Source organism: Aneurinibacillus tyrosinisolvens, assembly GCF_001015055.1.
Taxonomy (GTDB): domain Bacteria; phylum Bacillota; class Bacilli; order Aneurinibacillales; family Aneurinibacillaceae; genus Aneurinibacillus_A; species Aneurinibacillus_A tyrosinisolvens.
This window is the reverse complement of record NZ_BBWZ01000004.1, coordinates 244,251-261,848: the sequence shown is the minus strand read 5'-3', so window position 1 is coordinate 261,848 and position 17,598 is coordinate 244,251. Positions and strand designations below refer to the sequence as shown.

The following is a 17,598-nucleotide window of genomic DNA, read 5'->3' as shown; positions in this document are numbered from 1 at the left end:
GGGTAAACCGGCCTCCCTTTCGTTTATCTGTTTATTCGTAGAAACTCTCCGCCACAAGTTCGTTTTCCTTCTTCTCGCGGCAGCGTTCCCCTGCCAGAGAGATTAACCGGTCAATGAGCTCAGGATAGGAAACTCCTGCTTCCTTCCACAGCATCGGGTACATGCTGAAAGGCGTGAAGCCGGGCAGCGTGTTGATTTCATTAATGTACAGTTTGTCATTCTCTTCATCCCAGAAGAAGTCAACCCTGGACAAACCACTGCAATCAAGGGAAAGAAAAGCATTAACAGCCAGCTCTTTCATCCTATCTACTACACTCTGCGGCACATGGGCCGGGATATCGAGGCGTGTGCCGTCGCTCTTATACTTCGCTTCATAATCATAGAATTCGTTGCTAGAAACGATTTCGCCGACCACAGACGTCTTAGGATCGTCGTTACCGAGAACGGCGATTTCCAATTCGCGGCCGGAGATAAACTCTTCGACGATTACTTTCCGGTCGAATTTGGCCGCAAACAAGAGCGCCTTCTTTAAAGAAGCCTGGTCCTTCGCTTTGCTAATCCCGATGCTTGAGCCCATGTTAGCCGGCTTTACAAAGCAAGGAAAGCCAAGGGATTGTTCAACTTCCCGGCAGACTTCATCTATCCCATCCTGCAGCCGGCTGCGTACATAGCTTCGGTACGCACCCTGCGGAATATCGGCGTTGCCGAACACTTCTTTCATCATCACTTTATCCATCCCAAGCGCAGAGCCGAGCACACCGGACCCCACATAAGGAACATCGATTAATTCCAGAAATCCCTGCAGTGTCCCGTCTTCCCCATTCGGTCCATGAATGACCGGGAAAATCACATCTAATTTTTCTTTTAACGCAAAAACATCCGGCGCAGCGTATACCTCGGGCGATAAACGAAGCTCGTCAACATGCTGAGGTTCTTCCTTCACCCATGAACCTTCTACCCACTGTCCGGTAACCTGTATATAAATCGGCAGCACATCATACCGTGCTTTATCCACCGCTTTAATAATGGATAAGGCTGTATGAATGGAAACCTCGTGTTCACTCGATTTCCCGCCGTATATAATTCCTAATCTCTGTTTATTCGCCATGCAGAACGCCTCCTTGTTGTGACCTGGATATCAGGTGCTTGCCTTCCCGTTCCGGTCTGTGCCTATCTTTTCTTTTAACATATGTAGGAATTAAAAAATCGCCAACAGTAATTATCATACCAGTTTTTTTCCCGCTCTACCTCATTCTATTGCAGGAAATATATTCACTTCTTAAAAATAACACAAACCCCGCTTGCTTAGAGCAGCGGGGTTCTATTCAGCGGCGCTGAGAGTCTTCAATAATTAGTGTTTCATTTTCGGATCCAGCGCATCACGCAGTCCGTCACCAAAAAGGTTAAATCCGAGAACGGTCAGCGCAATGGCAAGGCCGGGGAAAAGAACCGTCCAGTACGCGCTTGTTATGTATTGGGCCGAGTCGGCAATCATTTTGCCCCACTCCGGCTGCGGCGGTTGAGCGCCCAATCCGAGAAACCCGAGTGCTGCCGCTTCAATCACGGCCGTAGCAATGCCAAGTGTGCCTTGAACGATGACAGGGGCTAAGCTGTTGGGAAGCACATGGTGGAATAAAATCCGTGCATGCCCCATTCCCATCACTTTTGCCGCCACAATGTACTCTTCTTCCTTGATGGTAAGCACCTTGGCACGTACAAGGCGGCCGTACGTTGGAATGTTAATAATCGCAATGGCAATTAATGCATTAGAAAGGCCCGGACCTAAAATCGTGACAATCGCAATCGCGAGAAGAATGCTCGGAAAGGCAAGCATAATATCGAAAATCCGGGAAATAATTGTATCGGTCCAGCGGCCGAAATACCCTGCAACCAATCCTAAAGCCGTTCCAACAACAATCGATCCGATGACAGAAGAAAAGCCTACCGAAAGAGAAAGGCGGGCACCATAAATGATGCGTGTTAAGATGTCGCGGCCTAAGTCGTCCGTTCCAAGCCAGTGCTGCGCGTTCGGCGCCAGCAGCTGTTCCTTTATATTCCTCCCATCCCATTGCCCCGGTGCGATAAAGGGGGCGAAAATCCCGAGGATGACAAAGAAAAGAATAATCGTGAGACCGACAAGCGCGGTTTTTTGTTTCTTTAGCCTGAGCCACGCATCCCGCCACGGAGTGCTTCGTTTTACCGGTACCGCCTGCACACCTTCGGTATTTGGCTGAATTACACTATCCATCCTTTACCACCCCCTATTTGTATTGAATTCTCGGATCCAGGTAGGCATATAAAATATCTACAATTAAATTAATCATAACGAAAATAAAAGCGATAACAAGAATGCCTGACTGTACAACGGAATAATCACGGAAGGAAATTGCATCGTTAATGTAGCGCCCAATCCCCGGCCAGCTGAAAATCGTTTCGGTCAGTACAGCACCCCCGAGCAGCAAGCCAAGCTGGAGGCCGATCACGGTAAGAACCGGGGTGAATGCGTTCTTTAAGGCATGCTTATAAACAACCCAGAACTCATTAACTCCCTTCGCTCTCGCTGTGCGAATAAAGTCCGATTTCATGACTTCAAGCATGGAGGAGCGTGTCATCCGTGCAATAATGGCCATTGGGATTGTTCCAAGCGCAACGCCTGGGAGAATCAGGTGCTTTACAACATCCCATAAACCCGTCCAGTTGCCGGCGATGATCGTATCGATAATATAGAAATTCGTAATGCTTTCAATCGGCTCGCGTGCGTTGAAGCGCCCGATTGAAGGGAGCAAATCCAGCTTGTCTGCAAAAATCCATTGCTCCACCAGGCCAAGCCAGAATACAGGCATCGATACACCTACAAGGGCAATGAGCATCGCAATATAATCAAACCACGAGGCACGCTTCCAGGCAGCGATAATCCCTGCATTAACACCTACAACAATAGCAAACAGCAGCGCACACACGGCAAGTTCGATTGTGGCGGCAAGATACGGCAGAATTTCATCACTGATGGCCTTCTTCGTACGTACCGATTCCCCAAATCCCCCGTTAGGACGTTTCCTAAGTAGTAAAAGTACTGCATATATAGCGGGTCGTTTAAGTGAAGCTTTGCACGTAAAGCCGCTACCGCATCCGGTGTTGCCCGCTCCCCGAGAACAGCAAGGGCCGGATCACCCGGTATCGCATGGATAATAAGAAAAACAATAAGAGACATTCCGAACAACACAGGAATAAGCTGAAGGAGCCGCCTAATAATGTATGCAAACATGATTTTCACCTACCTTATGATTAAGGAAAAAAGAGTGCATGCAGTTGTGACATGCACTCTTTCGAGAGGTTTCCTTTTTACTTCTTTTCAATCGTAATACCGATAAACTTATCTGTACCTGTCATATGCGGTGTGAAGCCTTTGACATTGCTTCCGCCGGCAAGAGCTGGCTTAGAGTGTACAAGCGGAACGAGCGGTGCATCTTCGTGGATAATCACCTGGGCCTGTTTGTACAGCTCCTCACGAACTTTGTTGTCCGGTGTTGTCTGTGCCTTGATGAGAAGGTCGTGAACTTTATCGCTCTTGTAAAGCGAGATGTTGTTGGCAGCAGGCGGCTTTGCATTATCTTTGTCAAGCAGCACATACAAGAAGTTGTCAGGGTCACCATTGTCACCCGTCCAGCCGAACAATGCCATTGGATGCTCCCCGTTCTTTGTTTTCTTCAGGTATGTTGTCCATTCCATATTTACAATCTTCGTTTTTACCCCGATTTTAGCCAGATCAGCCTGGATGGACTCTGCGATTTTTTGCGGCTGTGCCATGTAAGGGCGCGCTTTTGGCATAGCCCAGAAATCCGTTTCGAAACCGTTCGGATACCCTGCTTCCGCAAGAAGCTTCTTCGCTGCTTCCGGATCATTCTTATAGTCTGTTACATCATTGTTATATCCCATCAGAGACGGCGGCATCGGGTTTTTCGCCGGTTCGCCAAGGCCGCTGAAGAATCCGTCAACGATTGCCTGCTTATTAATCGCCATGGAAAGAGCCTGGCGCACTTTTGGATTGTCGAAAGGCTTCTTCAAGTTGTTAAAAGACAGGTACCCAATGTTATTGGACGGACGGAAAAATACCTGAAGGTTTTTATCCCCCTGTACAGCTTTCACATCGGATGGATTTAAGCCGTCCATTAAATCAATTTCGCCTGCTTTTAAAGCGGTCAGACGGGCTGTATTGTCCGGAATTACGCGGATAAGGAGCTTATCGAGCTTCGGCTCATCCTTTAACCAGTAGTCCTTATTCTTCTCAAGTGTGATCGTATCGTTTGGTTTCCATTCTTTGAAGACGAACGGACCTGTTCCTACGGGTTTCTGGCCGAATTTGTCTTTTTCTTGCTTAATCGCTTCCGGGCTGCCAATCGCAAAACAAGGCATTGCCATGTTTGCCAGGAAAGGAGCCTGTGGTATGTTTAACGTAAATTCAACATGCGTTTTATCCAGGGCCTTTACTTGTTTAATAACAGCGCTCGGTTCTCCTTTAAATCCGCCGAATTGGCCAGGGAAGTAATCAAACTCTCCGCCTGTATGGTACGGGTTTTTCTTATCCATCATGCGCTCGAAGTTGAATACAACCGCGTCGGCGTTGAACTCTGTTCCGTCATGGAATTTTACGCCGTCACGCAGGGTGAATGTCCACACTTTTCCATCGTCAGAGTGCTTCCACTCCGTCGCGAGGGATGGTTCAATCTCCGTATTCTCTTTCTTGTAATCAACGAGTGTGTCAAAAATGTTTTTGGTAACGAGCAAGGATTCCCCATCTGTTACGTTCTGTGGATCAAGTGGCTGGAATCGCTGGCACGGGCAAAAATGAGCGTGCCTCCGCCCTGCTGTTCAGCAGCAGGCTTGGTTGCCGCTTCCTTGCTGCCCCCTGCTGCCTTATCTGCGCCACCACCGCCGCCGCAGCCAGTAACAGCCAAAGACGTAGCGAGAAGGACAGAAGTGAGCATAAATGTCGCCTTCTTTCTAAACTTCACTGCAATACCCCCTTTTGTTTATTCGTTGTATAAATGGCAAGCCACCATATTCCCGTCCCCTAAATTGCGAAGGACAGGACGCTCTGTCCGGCATATGTCCATGCAGGCCGAACAGCGCGGGTGGAATGTACAACCGGTTGGTGGGTTGGAAGGGCTTGGTACGTCTCCTTCCAGAATAATGCGCTCCCGCTTTGCTTTCGGGTTCGCAACCGGAACTGCCGATAACAGTGCCTGTGTATACGGGTGCATCGGCTTGTCGTACAGGCTTTTTTTGTCAGCCAGCTCCACAATTCTGCCTAAGTACATAACAGCGACTCGATCGCTGATGTGTTTCACCACGCTTAAATCGTGCGCGATAAACAAATACGTAAGTCCAAAATCCTGCTGCAGCTGTTTCAATAAATTCAATACCTGGGACTGAATCGATACGTCAAGAGCGGAAACAGGTTCATCGCAAATGACGAGTTTCGGCTGCAGTCCGAGCACGCGGGCAATCCCGATTCGCTGCCGCTGTCCGCCTGAGAACTCATGCGGATAACGGTTGGCGTGAAACGCATTCAACCCGACGACTTCAAGCAGCTCGTGCACCCGTTTTTTCCTCTCGCCAGGTGTATACATGTTATGTACGGCCATCGGTTCGCTAATTAGCTTCTCGACGGTTTTCCTTGGGTTAAGCGACGCATACGGGTCCTGGAAAATAAGCTGCATGTCCCTGTACACTTTGCGCATTTCACGATGGGACAGCGAGCCAACGTCCCTGCCGTCGAAATGAATCTCACCCTCGGTCGGCTCAATCAATCGAAGAATCGAGCGGCCTGTCGTTGACTTTCCGCAGCCGGACTCTCCTACCAGCCCAAAGGTTTCACCACGGTAGATTTCAAAATTAACGTCGTCTACCGCCTTTACCTGCCCGACAACGTTCTGCATAATCCCCTGCCGAATCGGGAAGTACTTCTTAAGATGTTTTACTTTCAACAGAACTTCCGACATGTCCAGTTCCCTCCTCAACAAGAAAACAACGGGATTTCTGCCTGTTCTCCAGCTCATATAATACCGGTTCTTCTGCGTGGCACCTGTCCATTACGTACTGGCAGCGCGGGGCAAATTTGCAGCCGGCCGGCATTTCCGATGGAATCGGGACATTTCCCGGTATGGAATCCAGCCACTCCTTCTCATCATCAAGGGAAGGAATTGACTGCAGAAGGCCTTTGGTGTACGGATGGCTTGGCGATTCAAACAGGGTATCGACATCCGCTTCTTCCACTACTTTACCGCCATACATAACGATGACCCGCTCGCACATCTCCGCTACAACGCCAAGGTCATGTGTAATCATTAAAATCGAAGTCCCATGTTCCTTTTTCAAGCTTCGCATGAGGTCAAGAATTTGCGCCTGGATGGTCACATCAAGCGCGGTTGTCGGTTCGTCCGCGATTAACAGCTTTGGGTTACAGGCCATCGCCATCGCAATGACAACACGCTGGCGCATTCCGCCCGAGAGCCTGTGCGGATATTCACGAACGATTTGGTCAGCGCGGGAAATCCCAACCTGCCTGAGCAGTTCAACCGCCCGCTCCATCGCCTTTTTCTTATCCAGCTTCATATGGAGCCGGATCGTTTCGGTAATTTGTTCACCTATTGTAAAGACAGGATTTAAGCTTGTCATCGGATCCTGAAAAATCATGGCGATTTCATTCCCACGGATGCTGCGCATTTCTGATTCCGGCACCTGTGCAAGGTCTTTGCCTTGAAAACGGATGGCTCCATCGACAATTTTACCGGGCGGAGACGGGATTAAACGCATAACTGAGAGCGAGGTTACACTCTTCCCGCAGCCCGACTCCCCTACTACACCTACCGTTTCCCCTTCCCCTACAATGAGGTCGACGCCATCAACGGAACGAACGACACCATCACTCGTGAAAAAATGAGTTTTTAATCCCTCGACTTCGAGCAGCGGCTTCATTTTTTCACCCTCCAATCTCACGTAACTGATAATATTAACTCCTGCGATTTGTTATAATTGCGTTAATTTTTTGTTAATTTATGAGCCAAGTATATAGTCTTTGCTTTCCTACAACAATAGAAAAAAAAGAAAAAAACAACAGATATTCTTGTTGATTTTCACATGTAAGATAAGTTAACATGTAAGAAAATATCATAACATAATTTGTTTAGGGTGTGAGTTATTCATGTTAACAGATATTCGAATCAGAGATGCCAAAATTAATGATTTGCCCATCATAGTAGATATTTACAATTCAACCATTCCAGGCAGAATGGTAACCGCTGATACAGAGCCTGTTTCTGTCAGCAGCAGGGAACAATGGTTTGAAGAACATTCTCCTTCTTCCAGGCCTCTATGGATTATAGAATACGAGGGGCAAGTGTGCGGGTGGTTAAGCTTTCAATCGTTCTATGGCAGGCCTGCTTATAACGCAACAGCAGAAATAAGCATCTATATTCATCAAGATTTTAGAGGCAAGAAAATCGGCCAATATATGATACAGAATGCGATAGACGCTTGTCCCAGACTCCAGATCAAGACTTTACTCGGTTTCATCTTTGGTCATAACCAGCCCAGCCTTAACCTGTTTTCCAGTTTTGGTTTTGAAAAATGGGCACACCTGCCCAATATTGCAGAATTAGATGGAATCGAGAGAGATTTAATTATTCTCGGTAAAAGAATCTCTTAAAATTACGCTTCTTCCCCGCTTCGCCATTCATATCTATTTTTCGGGCGCCCTACCTTCTGATAGCTAATAATCGTCCGTACTTTGCCTTTTTGCATTAAATAAACAAGGGAACGGTAGACCGTAGGGTAAGCCAGTCCCACTTCTTTCGTGATTTCATCAACCGTACTTGGCTCCAGATTGCTGCGCAAATACTGGACGATGTGGCTGAGGGTCGTTTTACTGATTCCTTTCGGTGAAGCCAATTCTTCTTCCGCCTGGTTTACTGCTCCTCTTCCTTCCTGAGTCCCTTTTGTGAGCTGCGAAAGGCGGATGTGCAGCTGTATCCTTGAAATAAGATCCGGAGCCCGGACCGGTTTCAACGCAAAATCCGTCGCTCCTCTGTCCAGGAAGCGGTCCGCGATTTCCTGCCTTTCATCTACGGTTAAAACAAGGATGGGCACCTCTTTATCCAGCCGGCGGATTTCCTGCACGGCCATCATTCCGTCCATTTCCGGCATATGGTAATCAACAAGCACAACATCAAATCTCTCCCCGGAGAAAAGGTGAAGCCCTTCCCGCCCATTGCTTGCTGTCTCCGTCTGCCAGCCAGCCGCTGAGCAAATTTCGCTGAGCATAAAACGAACCGAAGCATCGTCATCCATAATTAATATTTTCATCTGCCCTTTCCCTCCCCACAGATGCATCCATACGGTTGTTCCTTCTCCAATGCCGCTTTGTATCGTTACCGAGCCATTGTGCCCCTCAGCTACCTGTTTCACAAACGCCAGGCCAAGTCCCGGGTGCCGTTTCGTGCTGTACCCTGCCTGCCACACCCTTTCTTGTTTGTCAGGAGGAATGCCCGGGCCATTATCCGATACGCCGAGCGATACTTCATTTCCCTGAACGCGTGCGTGCAGGGTAACTCTCCCGTTTTCCTTATCCTTAATGGCGTCGAATGCATTATCAAGCAAATTAACGAGTGCCCTCGTTACGCGGATTTTGTTTACCCAGATATATACATTATCTTCTACAGGCATGTCCATGTCTACGCTTACATTTGTTCCGCTCAATCTGCTGGCCCTCACATAATCCATGACTTCCTCCAGGTGAAACCAGCTTTTCCTGTCTTCATACAGCATTTCGGATATCATTTCACTCATAGAAGAAATAGATCTCGAGCATATACGGCAGTATTCTTTTATTTTTTCGTCCGGAACACGCATTTCAATTAAAGAAATAAGGCCCTCCATCGAAGCGAGCGGTGTCTTTAAATCGTGCACCAGGTGCAGCACCTCGCGCCCGGAGCGCGATTGAATGGCCTCCAGCTGCGCCAGGTGCAGCGTTTTTCGATCGTTCCATTTCTGCAGCGACAGCGTAAAAAAAGCGGAAAGAATCGCCGTATTAATGAGCAGGATGAAGCAAACGAGCAGCCCGCCTGTATTGAGCGCCTGGTCAAATCCGATATGCCGGGAAACTTGCTTTATCTCTAGCAGGTAGGGGTGGCTCCCAAAGCCTGCTGCGCTTAAACATGGAACAACCTCAAGCGATTGAAAACCAATCAGCAGCTGGACGAGAATGAAAGACTTCATCGGAAAGCTCAATCTGCCTTTTGCTAGTTTTTGCAGGATGAGCATAGCGAGCAGCAGTAGAATATCCGGAATGCCGAACGTAAATTTGAGCGAATTATATTGCTGAACGGCGAAAGACAGAAGAGGAACCACAGCTAAAGGAAGAGCCGCCTTTATCCACGTCCGCTGCATCCTTTCTCCTACCTCATCCGCAAGTAAAAATGAACCGAGATAATAAGGCAGAGAATAGAGCGTATTCCATAACATGAGAAAAAACAAAGTCAGTATGAGTGAATTCCCTGTCGGCGTGCTTCTGAGCAACTCCATGAGCGGGGCAATCCCCGCGTATTCGGGCTGTACCCAGAAGGGCAGCAGCAGCCCCAGAGCAACGAGGCCAAGCCCCAGCCACACACCACAGGACACAAACAGCTTCAGCACTGGATTCCCTCCCCCATTTTTTCTTTGCTCTATGCATGTTCTTTTGTCTCTAAGTAAAGGGTAAAGATAAATTTTTTCACATTTAAGCGAATGCGGGACACTTCCTCATTTTGCTCAATCTCCCGCATTTTCTGCCTTACATCAGCGAAGTCAAAGTATTTGGAGGCATACATTTCAAACTTGGGGTTGCCGTAGTCTTCCAGGCCAAGAGAGGATAGATTGTGCAGCCCCCTGGCGACCGTTCTGCGAATGCGCTGCTCCATCGCCTTCACTTCACGCTGAATATCGGTATCGGACGAATCCTTGTCTCGTTCACGTATGTAATCGGTAAAAATATCCTTTAAGGCCGGCAGTTCTTTGATACGTTCCTTGCTGTACCGCTCCAGCAGGAATTCAACAAGGTGAATTAAATCCTGGCTTCCTGACTCACCTAAAATCCCAAGGTCCGCCAGCACGCTATGGATATAGGAATCGCTTCGCACCGGGCGCTGTTCCTGCGGCTGTGTATCCAGCATGGCCAGTGTATTGCGTATTCCCTGCAGCGAGCGCTCAAGTGTAATATGGTCCATTACCTTTCTCAGTACAGCTACGACCTCAATCCGATTAATCGGTTTATGTATAAAATATTCCACGCCTTTACTGTACGCCTCTGCCACCATTTCTTTGTGCTCGACCTGGGAAATCATCACATACTTCCCTTTGTAGCCCATATCTTTTAGCCGTACAACCGTTTCAATCCCGTCCTGCTTCGGCATGAGCAAATCAACAAGTACGATGTCACACTTCCGCACCATGATACTGGACTCTACACCAAATCCATCGTCCGCTTCGCCCGCGATATCCCCCAGGTCCTCGTTTTCAATAATATTGTGGAGCATCTTACGCGATGAGGGATCGTCGTCAATAATAAAAAAACTGAATCTCATTATCCCTTCTCCTTTTGCAGAGCGGCAGCGGAAATACAAATAACAAATATGGTGCATTCAGGAGGCTGTCCCTGTTCTACCTCAAGCTTGCCGCCGTACTCGTTCACGATTTGCAGAGCATGGGCAAGACCGATACCGGTCGATGGATTCCCCTTGTTGTCATATTTGGTTGTATAGCCGGGGATAAAAATATACGGCTTATCCCCGCCGGCAATTCCACCGCCGCTGTCGCTTATCCGAATTATAAGGTTTTCTTTCTCCTGCTGGACCCGCACACTGATTCCCCCCTGCTGTTCAATCGCTTCCACCGCATTGGACAGCAAATTGTTTAGGACGGAAAGCAGTGCATATATTTTATCCGTTACCAGATACGTATGGACGGCAGAAGTAAAGCTGATGTTTTTTTCAAGCATCTCCGCGTATTTTTTATTCGCCCCGATAGCAAGGGAGACGATTTCTTCGATGGTCATCTCGTCTACGACGGCCTCCTGCTCGATAATCCTGCTTACGCCGCTGAGAATGCGCTGCGAATCTTTCTTAATCTCATGTACTTCCTCGGCAATGCTCAGCGCGCGCATGGATAGGGGAGGGTCCGCCTGCGGAAGGTGCCCGTGTTTTTCCAGTGGTTTCAAATCCCGGTACAGGTTATATCCGTCTCTCGTCACCTGTTCGATATGCCCCATTACTTTTTTTAAATAAAGGGATTCCATATGAAGGTCGCTGCTTATAAGGAGGAGCTTCTCGAAGCGAAGCCGCTGCTCACGGCTGATTTCACGCAGGTGGCCTATCTGAATCATATTAAAAAAACCGACCACAAAGAAACTGCGGACGAACGCAAGGATAAACAGAAGATAATCCTCCCGGGGCTCAAAAGGGAACAGAGAAGCCCCGGCCGCCAGACTCTTGCGGACAAATAACTCGGTAAGGTTTGCCAGGAAGTCGGCAGAAAAGCCGATAAGCCCCAGTACCAGCGGAATATTCAAGTACCGCCGCACCCTCCCCGCAGTAAGAACAAAACCAAACGTTAAATAGAAGGTTAAAGAGGGAAGATGCGTGAGAAGGCTGGCCCAGACGGTAAAACTGCCCGGTGCTAGTATGTAATCCAGCCACACGCGAAACAGGACAACCGCCCCTCCCGCTAACCCGGATGCCAGTGGAATGGGAGTATCCTGCAGCCACAGGAGGAGAAAGAAGAAGACAGCGCTTCCGAAGCTGATGCGAAACTCGCTGTGGAACGGCACATATTTAAGTTCACCAAACAAAACGGTAGCCGCAATAAGCGCAAGCAGAATAAGCAGTTTTCGATTCACTGTCATCGTCCCTTATCGTATCGTTAGAAAGCCGCAGAGCGAAGAAGCCCCGTTTCCCGGGGCCAGCCTGTGTCTATCTACCGGGCGAGCGTCTGGATTCCAGTCAGGATAAGCCCGATGAGAAAACCGCAAATCGCGCCATTTACCCGGATCCATTGCAAATCTCCTCCGATTTTCCCTTCCATCATTTCGATTAATGTTTCATTGTCCAGCTTATCCAGATTTTCCTTCACCAGTGCGCCAATTTTAGAATGGTTTGCCTCAACGAGCCCGGCAATTTGTTCTTGTAGCCAGTTCTCAAAGCTTTCCATCATTGTCTCATTTTCTTTGATCCTCTCGAGGAGGCGCGCCAGAAGCGGAAGAACGTATTGTTCAGTAAAGCTTTTTTCCTGTACGAATGAGAGCGCCTTTACTTGGAAATCGAGCAGGGTATCAGAAAGCCTGTCCTTTATATCAAGGTTCTCTATCGTATTCTGTTTCCATTCATTGATGCTGGCAAGAGCCTTCGGGTTATGCTTTAGATTTTCCATTTCTTCCCGAACGTAGGCAAGGAGAGCCTGCCTGTTCTTGTTTTCCGGGCGGCGTAAATCGTCCATTCCTCTGACAATAAGCGTCTGGATGATTCCTCCCAGCTTCTCTTCATTCAGCATACCGCTGAAGGATTTCAAAGCGAACTGCATAAAGCCGTCCAGCTCAATGTTCTCAAGCGCGTGCAGGGCGATCCCGCCAAGCTTTTTGCGCGTTTCACTGCGGATTGCCCACTCCCCGGCCCTGGCAAGCAGAAGATCGAGCGCTTTTTCCTCGTATCCAGCCTCAGTAATTTTATCTATGAGACGGTGCAGGATGCGCTGCACATCAATCCCGTGCAAATAGTCCTTTATTTTTTTCTCAAATAAAGGAAGGTAAGCAGACAAATCGATGTTGCCGATAATATGCCGGCTGAGCACACTCAGGCCGGTTTTTACCGTATCGGAATAAAGCTCCCGCTCAAATACATGCACAATTTTTTCAGTAAGGCGGACACTTCGGATTTTTTCTGTAATGCTCTCTTTCGTTAACCAGTCATTTTCCAGTGTATTAATTAAAGCCCCGGTAATTTTATCGCGGTTCTTCGGTAAAAGTGCGGTATGGGGAATCGGGATTCCCATCGGATGGCGGAATAAAGCAGTGACTGCAAACCAGTCGGCCAATCCGCCGACCAGCCCCGCTTCAAACCCGCCCTGTAGAATGTGCAGCACCGTATGGCCTTGAAAAGGAAGTGTGGCGGCAAAGCCTGCCCCCATCACTCCCAGTGAAATTCCTGCAATATGTTTTGCCTGTCCGGACATGAATATTCCCTCACTATTGTTTACTTACGCTTATCATACCTGATTCCCCGGCCTTTAACAAACCTGGTATTGTCTCGTTAACCTTTCGGCCAATTTCTTAATATCACGCGAGAACATCCTGTCTTCCTGAATCGTAGGGACAACGCTCCGGATTTCTTCGTACAGACGCTTTGTACCCATGCCTGCTTTATCCACCCCCCGGAACTCAATGGCCTGCGCCGCACAAATCGCTTCAATCGCGAGCACGTACCTGACGTTCACTATAATTTGCATAGCATGCCGTGCAGCGATCGTTCCCATGCTCACGTGGTCTTCCTGGTTTGCTGAGCTTGGTATGGAGTCTACACTGGCCGGGTGTGCGAGCACCTTATTCTCTGATACGAGCGAAGCCGCCGCATACTGTGCAATCATAAGTCCGGATTGCTTGCCCGGTTCAGGACTTAAGAAAGGCGGCAAATCGTTTAATTGCGGATTTACCAGGCGTTCAATTCTCCGCTCAGAAATATTGGCCAGCTCCGCGAATGCAATCCCCAGATAGTCCATTGCAAAAGCGATCGGCTGCCCGTGAAAGTTCCCCCCGGAAATCACGTGCCCGTCCTCGGTAAAAACAAGCGGGTTATCCGTGGCCGCATTCATCTCAATCTCAAGCTTCTGCCGCACATACTCCATCGTTTGCCGGATGGCGCCATGGACCTGAGGAATACAGCGGAGCGAATAGGCATCCTGCACGCGCAGCTCTCCCTGTCTCGTAATTAAGCGGCTTCCTGCTACGTGTTCTCTTATTCTACGCGCAACTTCCGCCTGCTCCGGGTACGAACGCACATGGTGCACCCTTTCATCGAATGCATCAATAATGCCGAGAAGGGCTTCGAGGGTCATGGCCGCAATGCGATCCGCCCTGTCAGCAAGCTGGACCGCATCCATGTACGCAATGACACCTGCAGCGGTCATTGCCTGTGTCCCGTTAATGAGCGCGAGGCCTTCCTTCGCCTGTAAATGAATTGGTTTTAGCTCTGCACGCACTAGCGCCTCTCCGCCGGACAGCACCTCTCCTTTGTATACAGCTTCCCCTTCGCCAACGAGGACGAGTGCCAGATGCGAAAGCGGTGCTAGATCGCCGCTTGCACCTAGGGAGCCCTGCTGGGGAATGACAGGATGAATGCCGCTGTTAAGAAGAGAGAGCAGAAGTTCAAGCGTTTCCCTGCGAATTCCTGAATAGCCTTTGGCCAGCGCGTTTGCCCGCAGCAAAATCATAGCCCGGCTGATCTTTTCATGGAACGGGTCTCCAATACCGCATGCGTGGCTGCGAATCAAATGCAGCTGCAGATCCCCCACGTCCCCCGCAGGAATCACAACATCGCTGAATTTACCAAAGCCGGTTGTCACACCGTATACTACTTTCCCTGTCTTTACGTATTGTTCTATCACCTGGCGGCTTTTCTGTACTTGTTCCCACGCCTGGGAAGTCAGTTCTACCTTCTCCCCGTCATACACGACTCGCTTTACTTGTTCAAAACTTAAATGGTTTCCATCAATCAATACGGTCATGCTAATCGCCCCTTTATTCCTTTAGAAGTTTATCTCTTTAGACAACGAAAGAGGCTGCCTGCCGGAATTTCACTATTCCGCAGACAGCCTCTTTAAAAATGCATTATGGGTTTTTCCTGTTCGTTTCATATGCGGGCACTCCCATCTATTGCTGTAAACCCTTACTTGTCAGATAACTTAAAGGTAATATACAATTCATTGTCCTGTCAAGCCAAGATGTCAGATACCGTAAAATATAGTCATCCCCGTCCTGTATATGATAAAGTAAAAAATAATATACAACATGGAGGTGTCCCAGCAGTGAACAAAACGCCGGAAGAAAAGAACAGACAGTTGACAGTGATTCTTAAAGAAATGGGACCTATCATGGTAGCGTTCTCAGGGGGGGTCGATAGTACCTTCCTGCTTGCCCGTGCAAAGGAAGCCGCTCCGGAACAACTCGTCGCGGTGACTGCGGCATCGGAGACGTTTCCGACACGGGAATTTACTCTCGCTGTGAACCTTGCCAAACAAATCGGTGTCCGCCACATCCAAACGCAGGTGAGCGAGCTGACAAACGAGGATTTTGTTAAAAACGATCCGACCCGCTGCTTTCACTGTAAGAACGGGCTCTATAGCCACCTGCAGGAGCTGATCGAGCAATATGGAGACGCGTATACGATTGTCGATGGTTCCAACATGGACGATTTAGGGGAGTACCGTCCCGGAATGAAAGCGGCCCGCGAGCTCGGCGTGCGAAGCCCGCTGCAGGAAGCAGAGCTATATAAGGAGGAAATTCGCGCTTTTTCAAAAGAGCTAGGCCTGCCTACATGGAATAAGCCATCCTTTGCCTGTCTCTCCTCACGCATTCCATACGGAACAAAAATTACACAGGAAAAAATCGACCAGCTTGATTTAGCCGAAACATTCCTGTTAAATTTAGGCCTCTACCAGGTACGCGTTCGCCACCATGATAAAATTGCCCGCATTGAAGTCATGCCGGAAGAGATGGCAGCGGTTCTTGCCCACCACGAAGAAATCGATCGTGCCCTTAAGTCCTACGGATTCTCTTATGTAACACTTGATTTGCAAGGATACCGTTCAGGCAGCATGAACGAAGTGCTGAAAGAGGAAGCAGCCCAATGAAAGATAGTTTGACAGAATGGCTCACACAGGTACAGAACGGGACATTGTCCGTACAAGAGGCCCGGGGAAAAATGCAATCATATGAGGAATTGGGTTATGCAACACTCGATACCGACCGGGAGAAGCGCACCGGGTTTCCCGAGGTCATCTATGGAGAAGGCAAAGCGCCAGCCCATTTACTCGGCATATTCAAGCGATTGATGCACCACCACAAAAAAGTGCTGGCTACCCGGGTTGACGAGGCGAAGGCCTCCTTCCTCTTACAGCATTTGCAGGCAGATCATCCTGAAGAAACGTTTCATTATCACACCGAAGCGCGAACCCTGCATTGGATATCACGCCATTATGCAGAGATGCCAAAGGAAGGGTTTATCGCTGTTGTATGTGCAGGCACTTCTGATTTTTCTGTAGCGGAAGAAGCGGCCATTACGGCTGAAGTGATGGGGAATCGGGTGGAGCGTACGTACGATGTTGGTGTTGCCGGACTGCATCGCCTGCTGGATAAAGTATCGCAAATCGAACAGGCAACCGCCGTTATCGTTGTTGCGGGCATGGAAGGAGCACTTGCAAGCGTCATTGGCGGTCTTGTATCGAAACCCGTCATTGCCGTGCCGACAAGCGTTGGATACGGAGCAAGCATGAATGGGCTTGCTGCCCTGCTTTCCATGCTCAGTTCATGTGCGAGCGGCGTATCGGTTGTCAACATCGACAACGGCTTTGGGGCGGGTTACTATGCGGCCACCCTTACCTATACGATCGACAGAGCGGTGCGCAAAGCACTGGACGAAAGGAAAGAAGTATGATGAAAACACTTTATTTTGATTGTTTTTCCGGCATCAGCGGGGACATGACAGTAGGCGCGCTCGTAGATGCCGGGGCTTCAAAGGAACGCATTGAACAGGAATTGAAAAAACTTCCGGTTTCCGGGTATGAACTTCGCTGGAGCCGGGTAGTAAAGCAGGGCATTTCCGCCACGAAATTCGATGTGATTCTCCAGGATGGCAGTGGCAGCGAGGCTTCTCATGAACATACGCACGGCCACGCACATCCCAATGCCCATCACCATGGTCCGGACGTAGAACACTCTCATCACCATCACAGCCATTATGCGGATATTGTTAAAATGATCGATGGGTCTACTCTGGAAGAGGGCGTCAAGGCGAGAAGCAAACAGATCTTTGCGCCCATCGCTAAATCGGAAGCAAAAATCCATAACATTCCTATAGAAGACGTCCACTTTCATGAAGTCGGAGCGATCGATTCCATTCTTGATATTGTAGCTGTTGCGATTGCCATTGAGGAATTAGGTATCGAGAAAATCATTTCTTCACCGCTTCCGCTTGGATCCGGCCATATTCACTGTGCACATGGCGTCTATCCGGTACCGGCGCCGGCTACACTGGACATGATGCAGGGGCTCCCTGTTGCCCATACTTCCCTTCCTTATGAATTAACGACGCCTACAGGTGCTGGAATTATCGCAGGCCAGGCTGCATCTTTCGGAACCGTGCCATCCATGAAGGTAGAGGCAATCGGATACGGAGCAGGCACGCGCGATTTACCCGGAAAACCGAACGTTCTGCGCGTAATTATCGGCCATAGTTAAACTTATGGATTTTATTTGCAATTCGAATGTGCGCGTGCTATAATTTAGTTAACCTTGTATAT

General features: G+C 48.9%; 13 protein-coding genes and 2 pseudogenes. 4 read left to right on the top strand and 11 right to left on the bottom strand.

All coding sequences use genetic code 11. From position 1 onward, the window contains the following. Positions 1 to 31 precede the first annotated feature (31 nt). From MBEAL2_RS06130 to MBEAL2_RS06105, 6 genes and pseudogenes are all read right to left on the bottom strand, one after another. Positions 32 to 1,108 carry a D-alanine--D-alanine ligase gene (locus tag MBEAL2_RS06130; protein ID WP_047151415.1) on the bottom strand — a complete coding sequence of 359 codons (1,077 nt, stop codon included), beginning with the start codon at positions 1,106 to 1,108 and terminating at the stop codon, positions 32 to 34. A 243-nt stretch (positions 1,109 to 1,351) separates the two neighbouring features. Continuing rightward, complete coding sequence (locus MBEAL2_RS06125) at positions 1,352 to 2,248, bottom strand: ABC transporter permease (RefSeq protein WP_047151414.1); 897 nt, start codon at positions 2,246 to 2,248, stop codon at positions 1,352 to 1,354. A 13-nt stretch (positions 2,249 to 2,261) separates the two neighbouring features. Further along, positions 2,262 to 3,265 (bottom strand): annotated as a pseudogene (locus MBEAL2_RS06120) (ABC transporter permease). A gap of 77 nt (positions 3,266 to 3,342) precedes the next feature. Then, positions 3,343 to 4,985, bottom strand: a pseudogene (locus tag MBEAL2_RS06115) (ABC transporter substrate-binding protein). A gap of 45 nt (positions 4,986 to 5,030) precedes the next feature. Then, on the bottom strand, positions 5,031 to 6,002 hold the full coding sequence (locus MBEAL2_RS06110; RefSeq protein ID WP_047151413.1) for an ABC transporter ATP-binding protein: 972 nt from the start codon (positions 6,000 to 6,002) through the stop codon (positions 5,031 to 5,033). Beyond that, positions 5,968 to 6,978, bottom strand: a complete 1,011-nt coding sequence (locus tag MBEAL2_RS06105) for an ABC transporter ATP-binding protein (RefSeq protein WP_047151412.1) — start codon at positions 6,976 to 6,978, stop codon at positions 5,968 to 5,970. Before MBEAL2_RS06105 ends, MBEAL2_RS06110 begins: the two co-directional genes overlap by 35 nt. Positions 6,979 to 7,204: 226 nt before the next feature. Here MBEAL2_RS06105 and MBEAL2_RS06100 point away from each other — a divergent pair, with 226 nt between their 5' ends. Beyond that, a complete protein-coding gene (locus MBEAL2_RS06100; protein WP_047151411.1) occupies positions 7,205 to 7,708 on the top strand; it encodes a GNAT family N-acetyltransferase in 504 nt (167 codons plus the stop codon). A 2-nt stretch (positions 7,709 to 7,710) separates the two neighbouring features. Here MBEAL2_RS06100 and MBEAL2_RS30035 read toward each other — a convergent pair whose 3' ends face one another. The 5 genes from MBEAL2_RS30035 to hutH all read right to left on the bottom strand — a co-directional run bounded on the left by MBEAL2_RS30035 (position 7,711) and on the right by hutH (position 14,805). Then, the gene (locus MBEAL2_RS30035) at positions 7,711 to 9,693 is read right to left on the bottom strand and encodes a response regulator (RefSeq protein WP_082129785.1); all 1,983 of its coding nucleotides are present in this window, start codon (positions 9,691 to 9,693) and stop codon (positions 7,711 to 7,713) included. A 29-nt stretch (positions 9,694 to 9,722) separates the two neighbouring features. Beyond that, the gene (locus MBEAL2_RS06085) at positions 9,723 to 10,619 is read right to left on the bottom strand and encodes a response regulator (protein WP_052947519.1); all 897 of its coding nucleotides are present in this window, start codon (positions 10,617 to 10,619) and stop codon (positions 9,723 to 9,725) included. Beyond that, positions 10,619 to 11,929 (bottom strand): ATP-binding protein, encoded by a 1,311-nt coding sequence (locus tag MBEAL2_RS06080; RefSeq protein ID WP_052947518.1) that lies wholly within the window; start codon positions 11,927 to 11,929, stop codon positions 10,619 to 10,621. Before MBEAL2_RS06080 ends, MBEAL2_RS06085 begins: the two co-directional genes overlap by 1 nt. A gap of 77 nt (positions 11,930 to 12,006) precedes the next feature. Continuing rightward, on the bottom strand, positions 12,007 to 13,257 hold the full coding sequence (locus tag MBEAL2_RS06075) for a DUF445 domain-containing protein (RefSeq protein WP_047151409.1): 1,251 nt from the start codon (positions 13,255 to 13,257) through the stop codon (positions 12,007 to 12,009). A gap of 54 nt (positions 13,258 to 13,311) precedes the next feature. Continuing rightward, positions 13,312 to 14,805 (bottom strand): histidine ammonia-lyase, encoded by a 1,494-nt coding sequence (gene hutH / locus MBEAL2_RS06070; RefSeq protein WP_047151408.1) that lies wholly within the window; start codon positions 14,803 to 14,805, stop codon positions 13,312 to 13,314. Positions 14,806 to 15,105: 300 nt separating this feature from the next. Between hutH and larE the strand changes: the two genes are divergently transcribed. From larE to larC, 3 genes are read left to right on the top strand one after another with little or no spacing between them, the layout of a single operon-like run. Then, positions 15,106 to 15,930 (top strand): ATP-dependent sacrificial sulfur transferase LarE, encoded by an 825-nt coding sequence (gene larE, locus MBEAL2_RS06065; protein ID WP_269082444.1) that lies wholly within the window; start codon positions 15,106 to 15,108, stop codon positions 15,928 to 15,930. Then, the gene (larB, locus tag MBEAL2_RS06060; protein ID WP_047151407.1) at positions 15,927 to 16,733 is read left to right on the top strand and encodes a nickel pincer cofactor biosynthesis protein LarB; all 807 of its coding nucleotides are present in this window, start codon (positions 15,927 to 15,929) and stop codon (positions 16,731 to 16,733) included. Before larE ends, larB begins: the two co-directional genes overlap by 4 nt. Next, positions 16,730 to 17,536, top strand: a complete 807-nt coding sequence (gene larC, locus MBEAL2_RS06055; RefSeq protein WP_369405471.1) for a nickel pincer cofactor biosynthesis protein LarC — start codon at positions 16,730 to 16,732, stop codon at positions 17,534 to 17,536. Before larB ends, larC begins: the two co-directional genes overlap by 4 nt. Positions 17,537 to 17,598 lie beyond the last annotated feature (62 nt).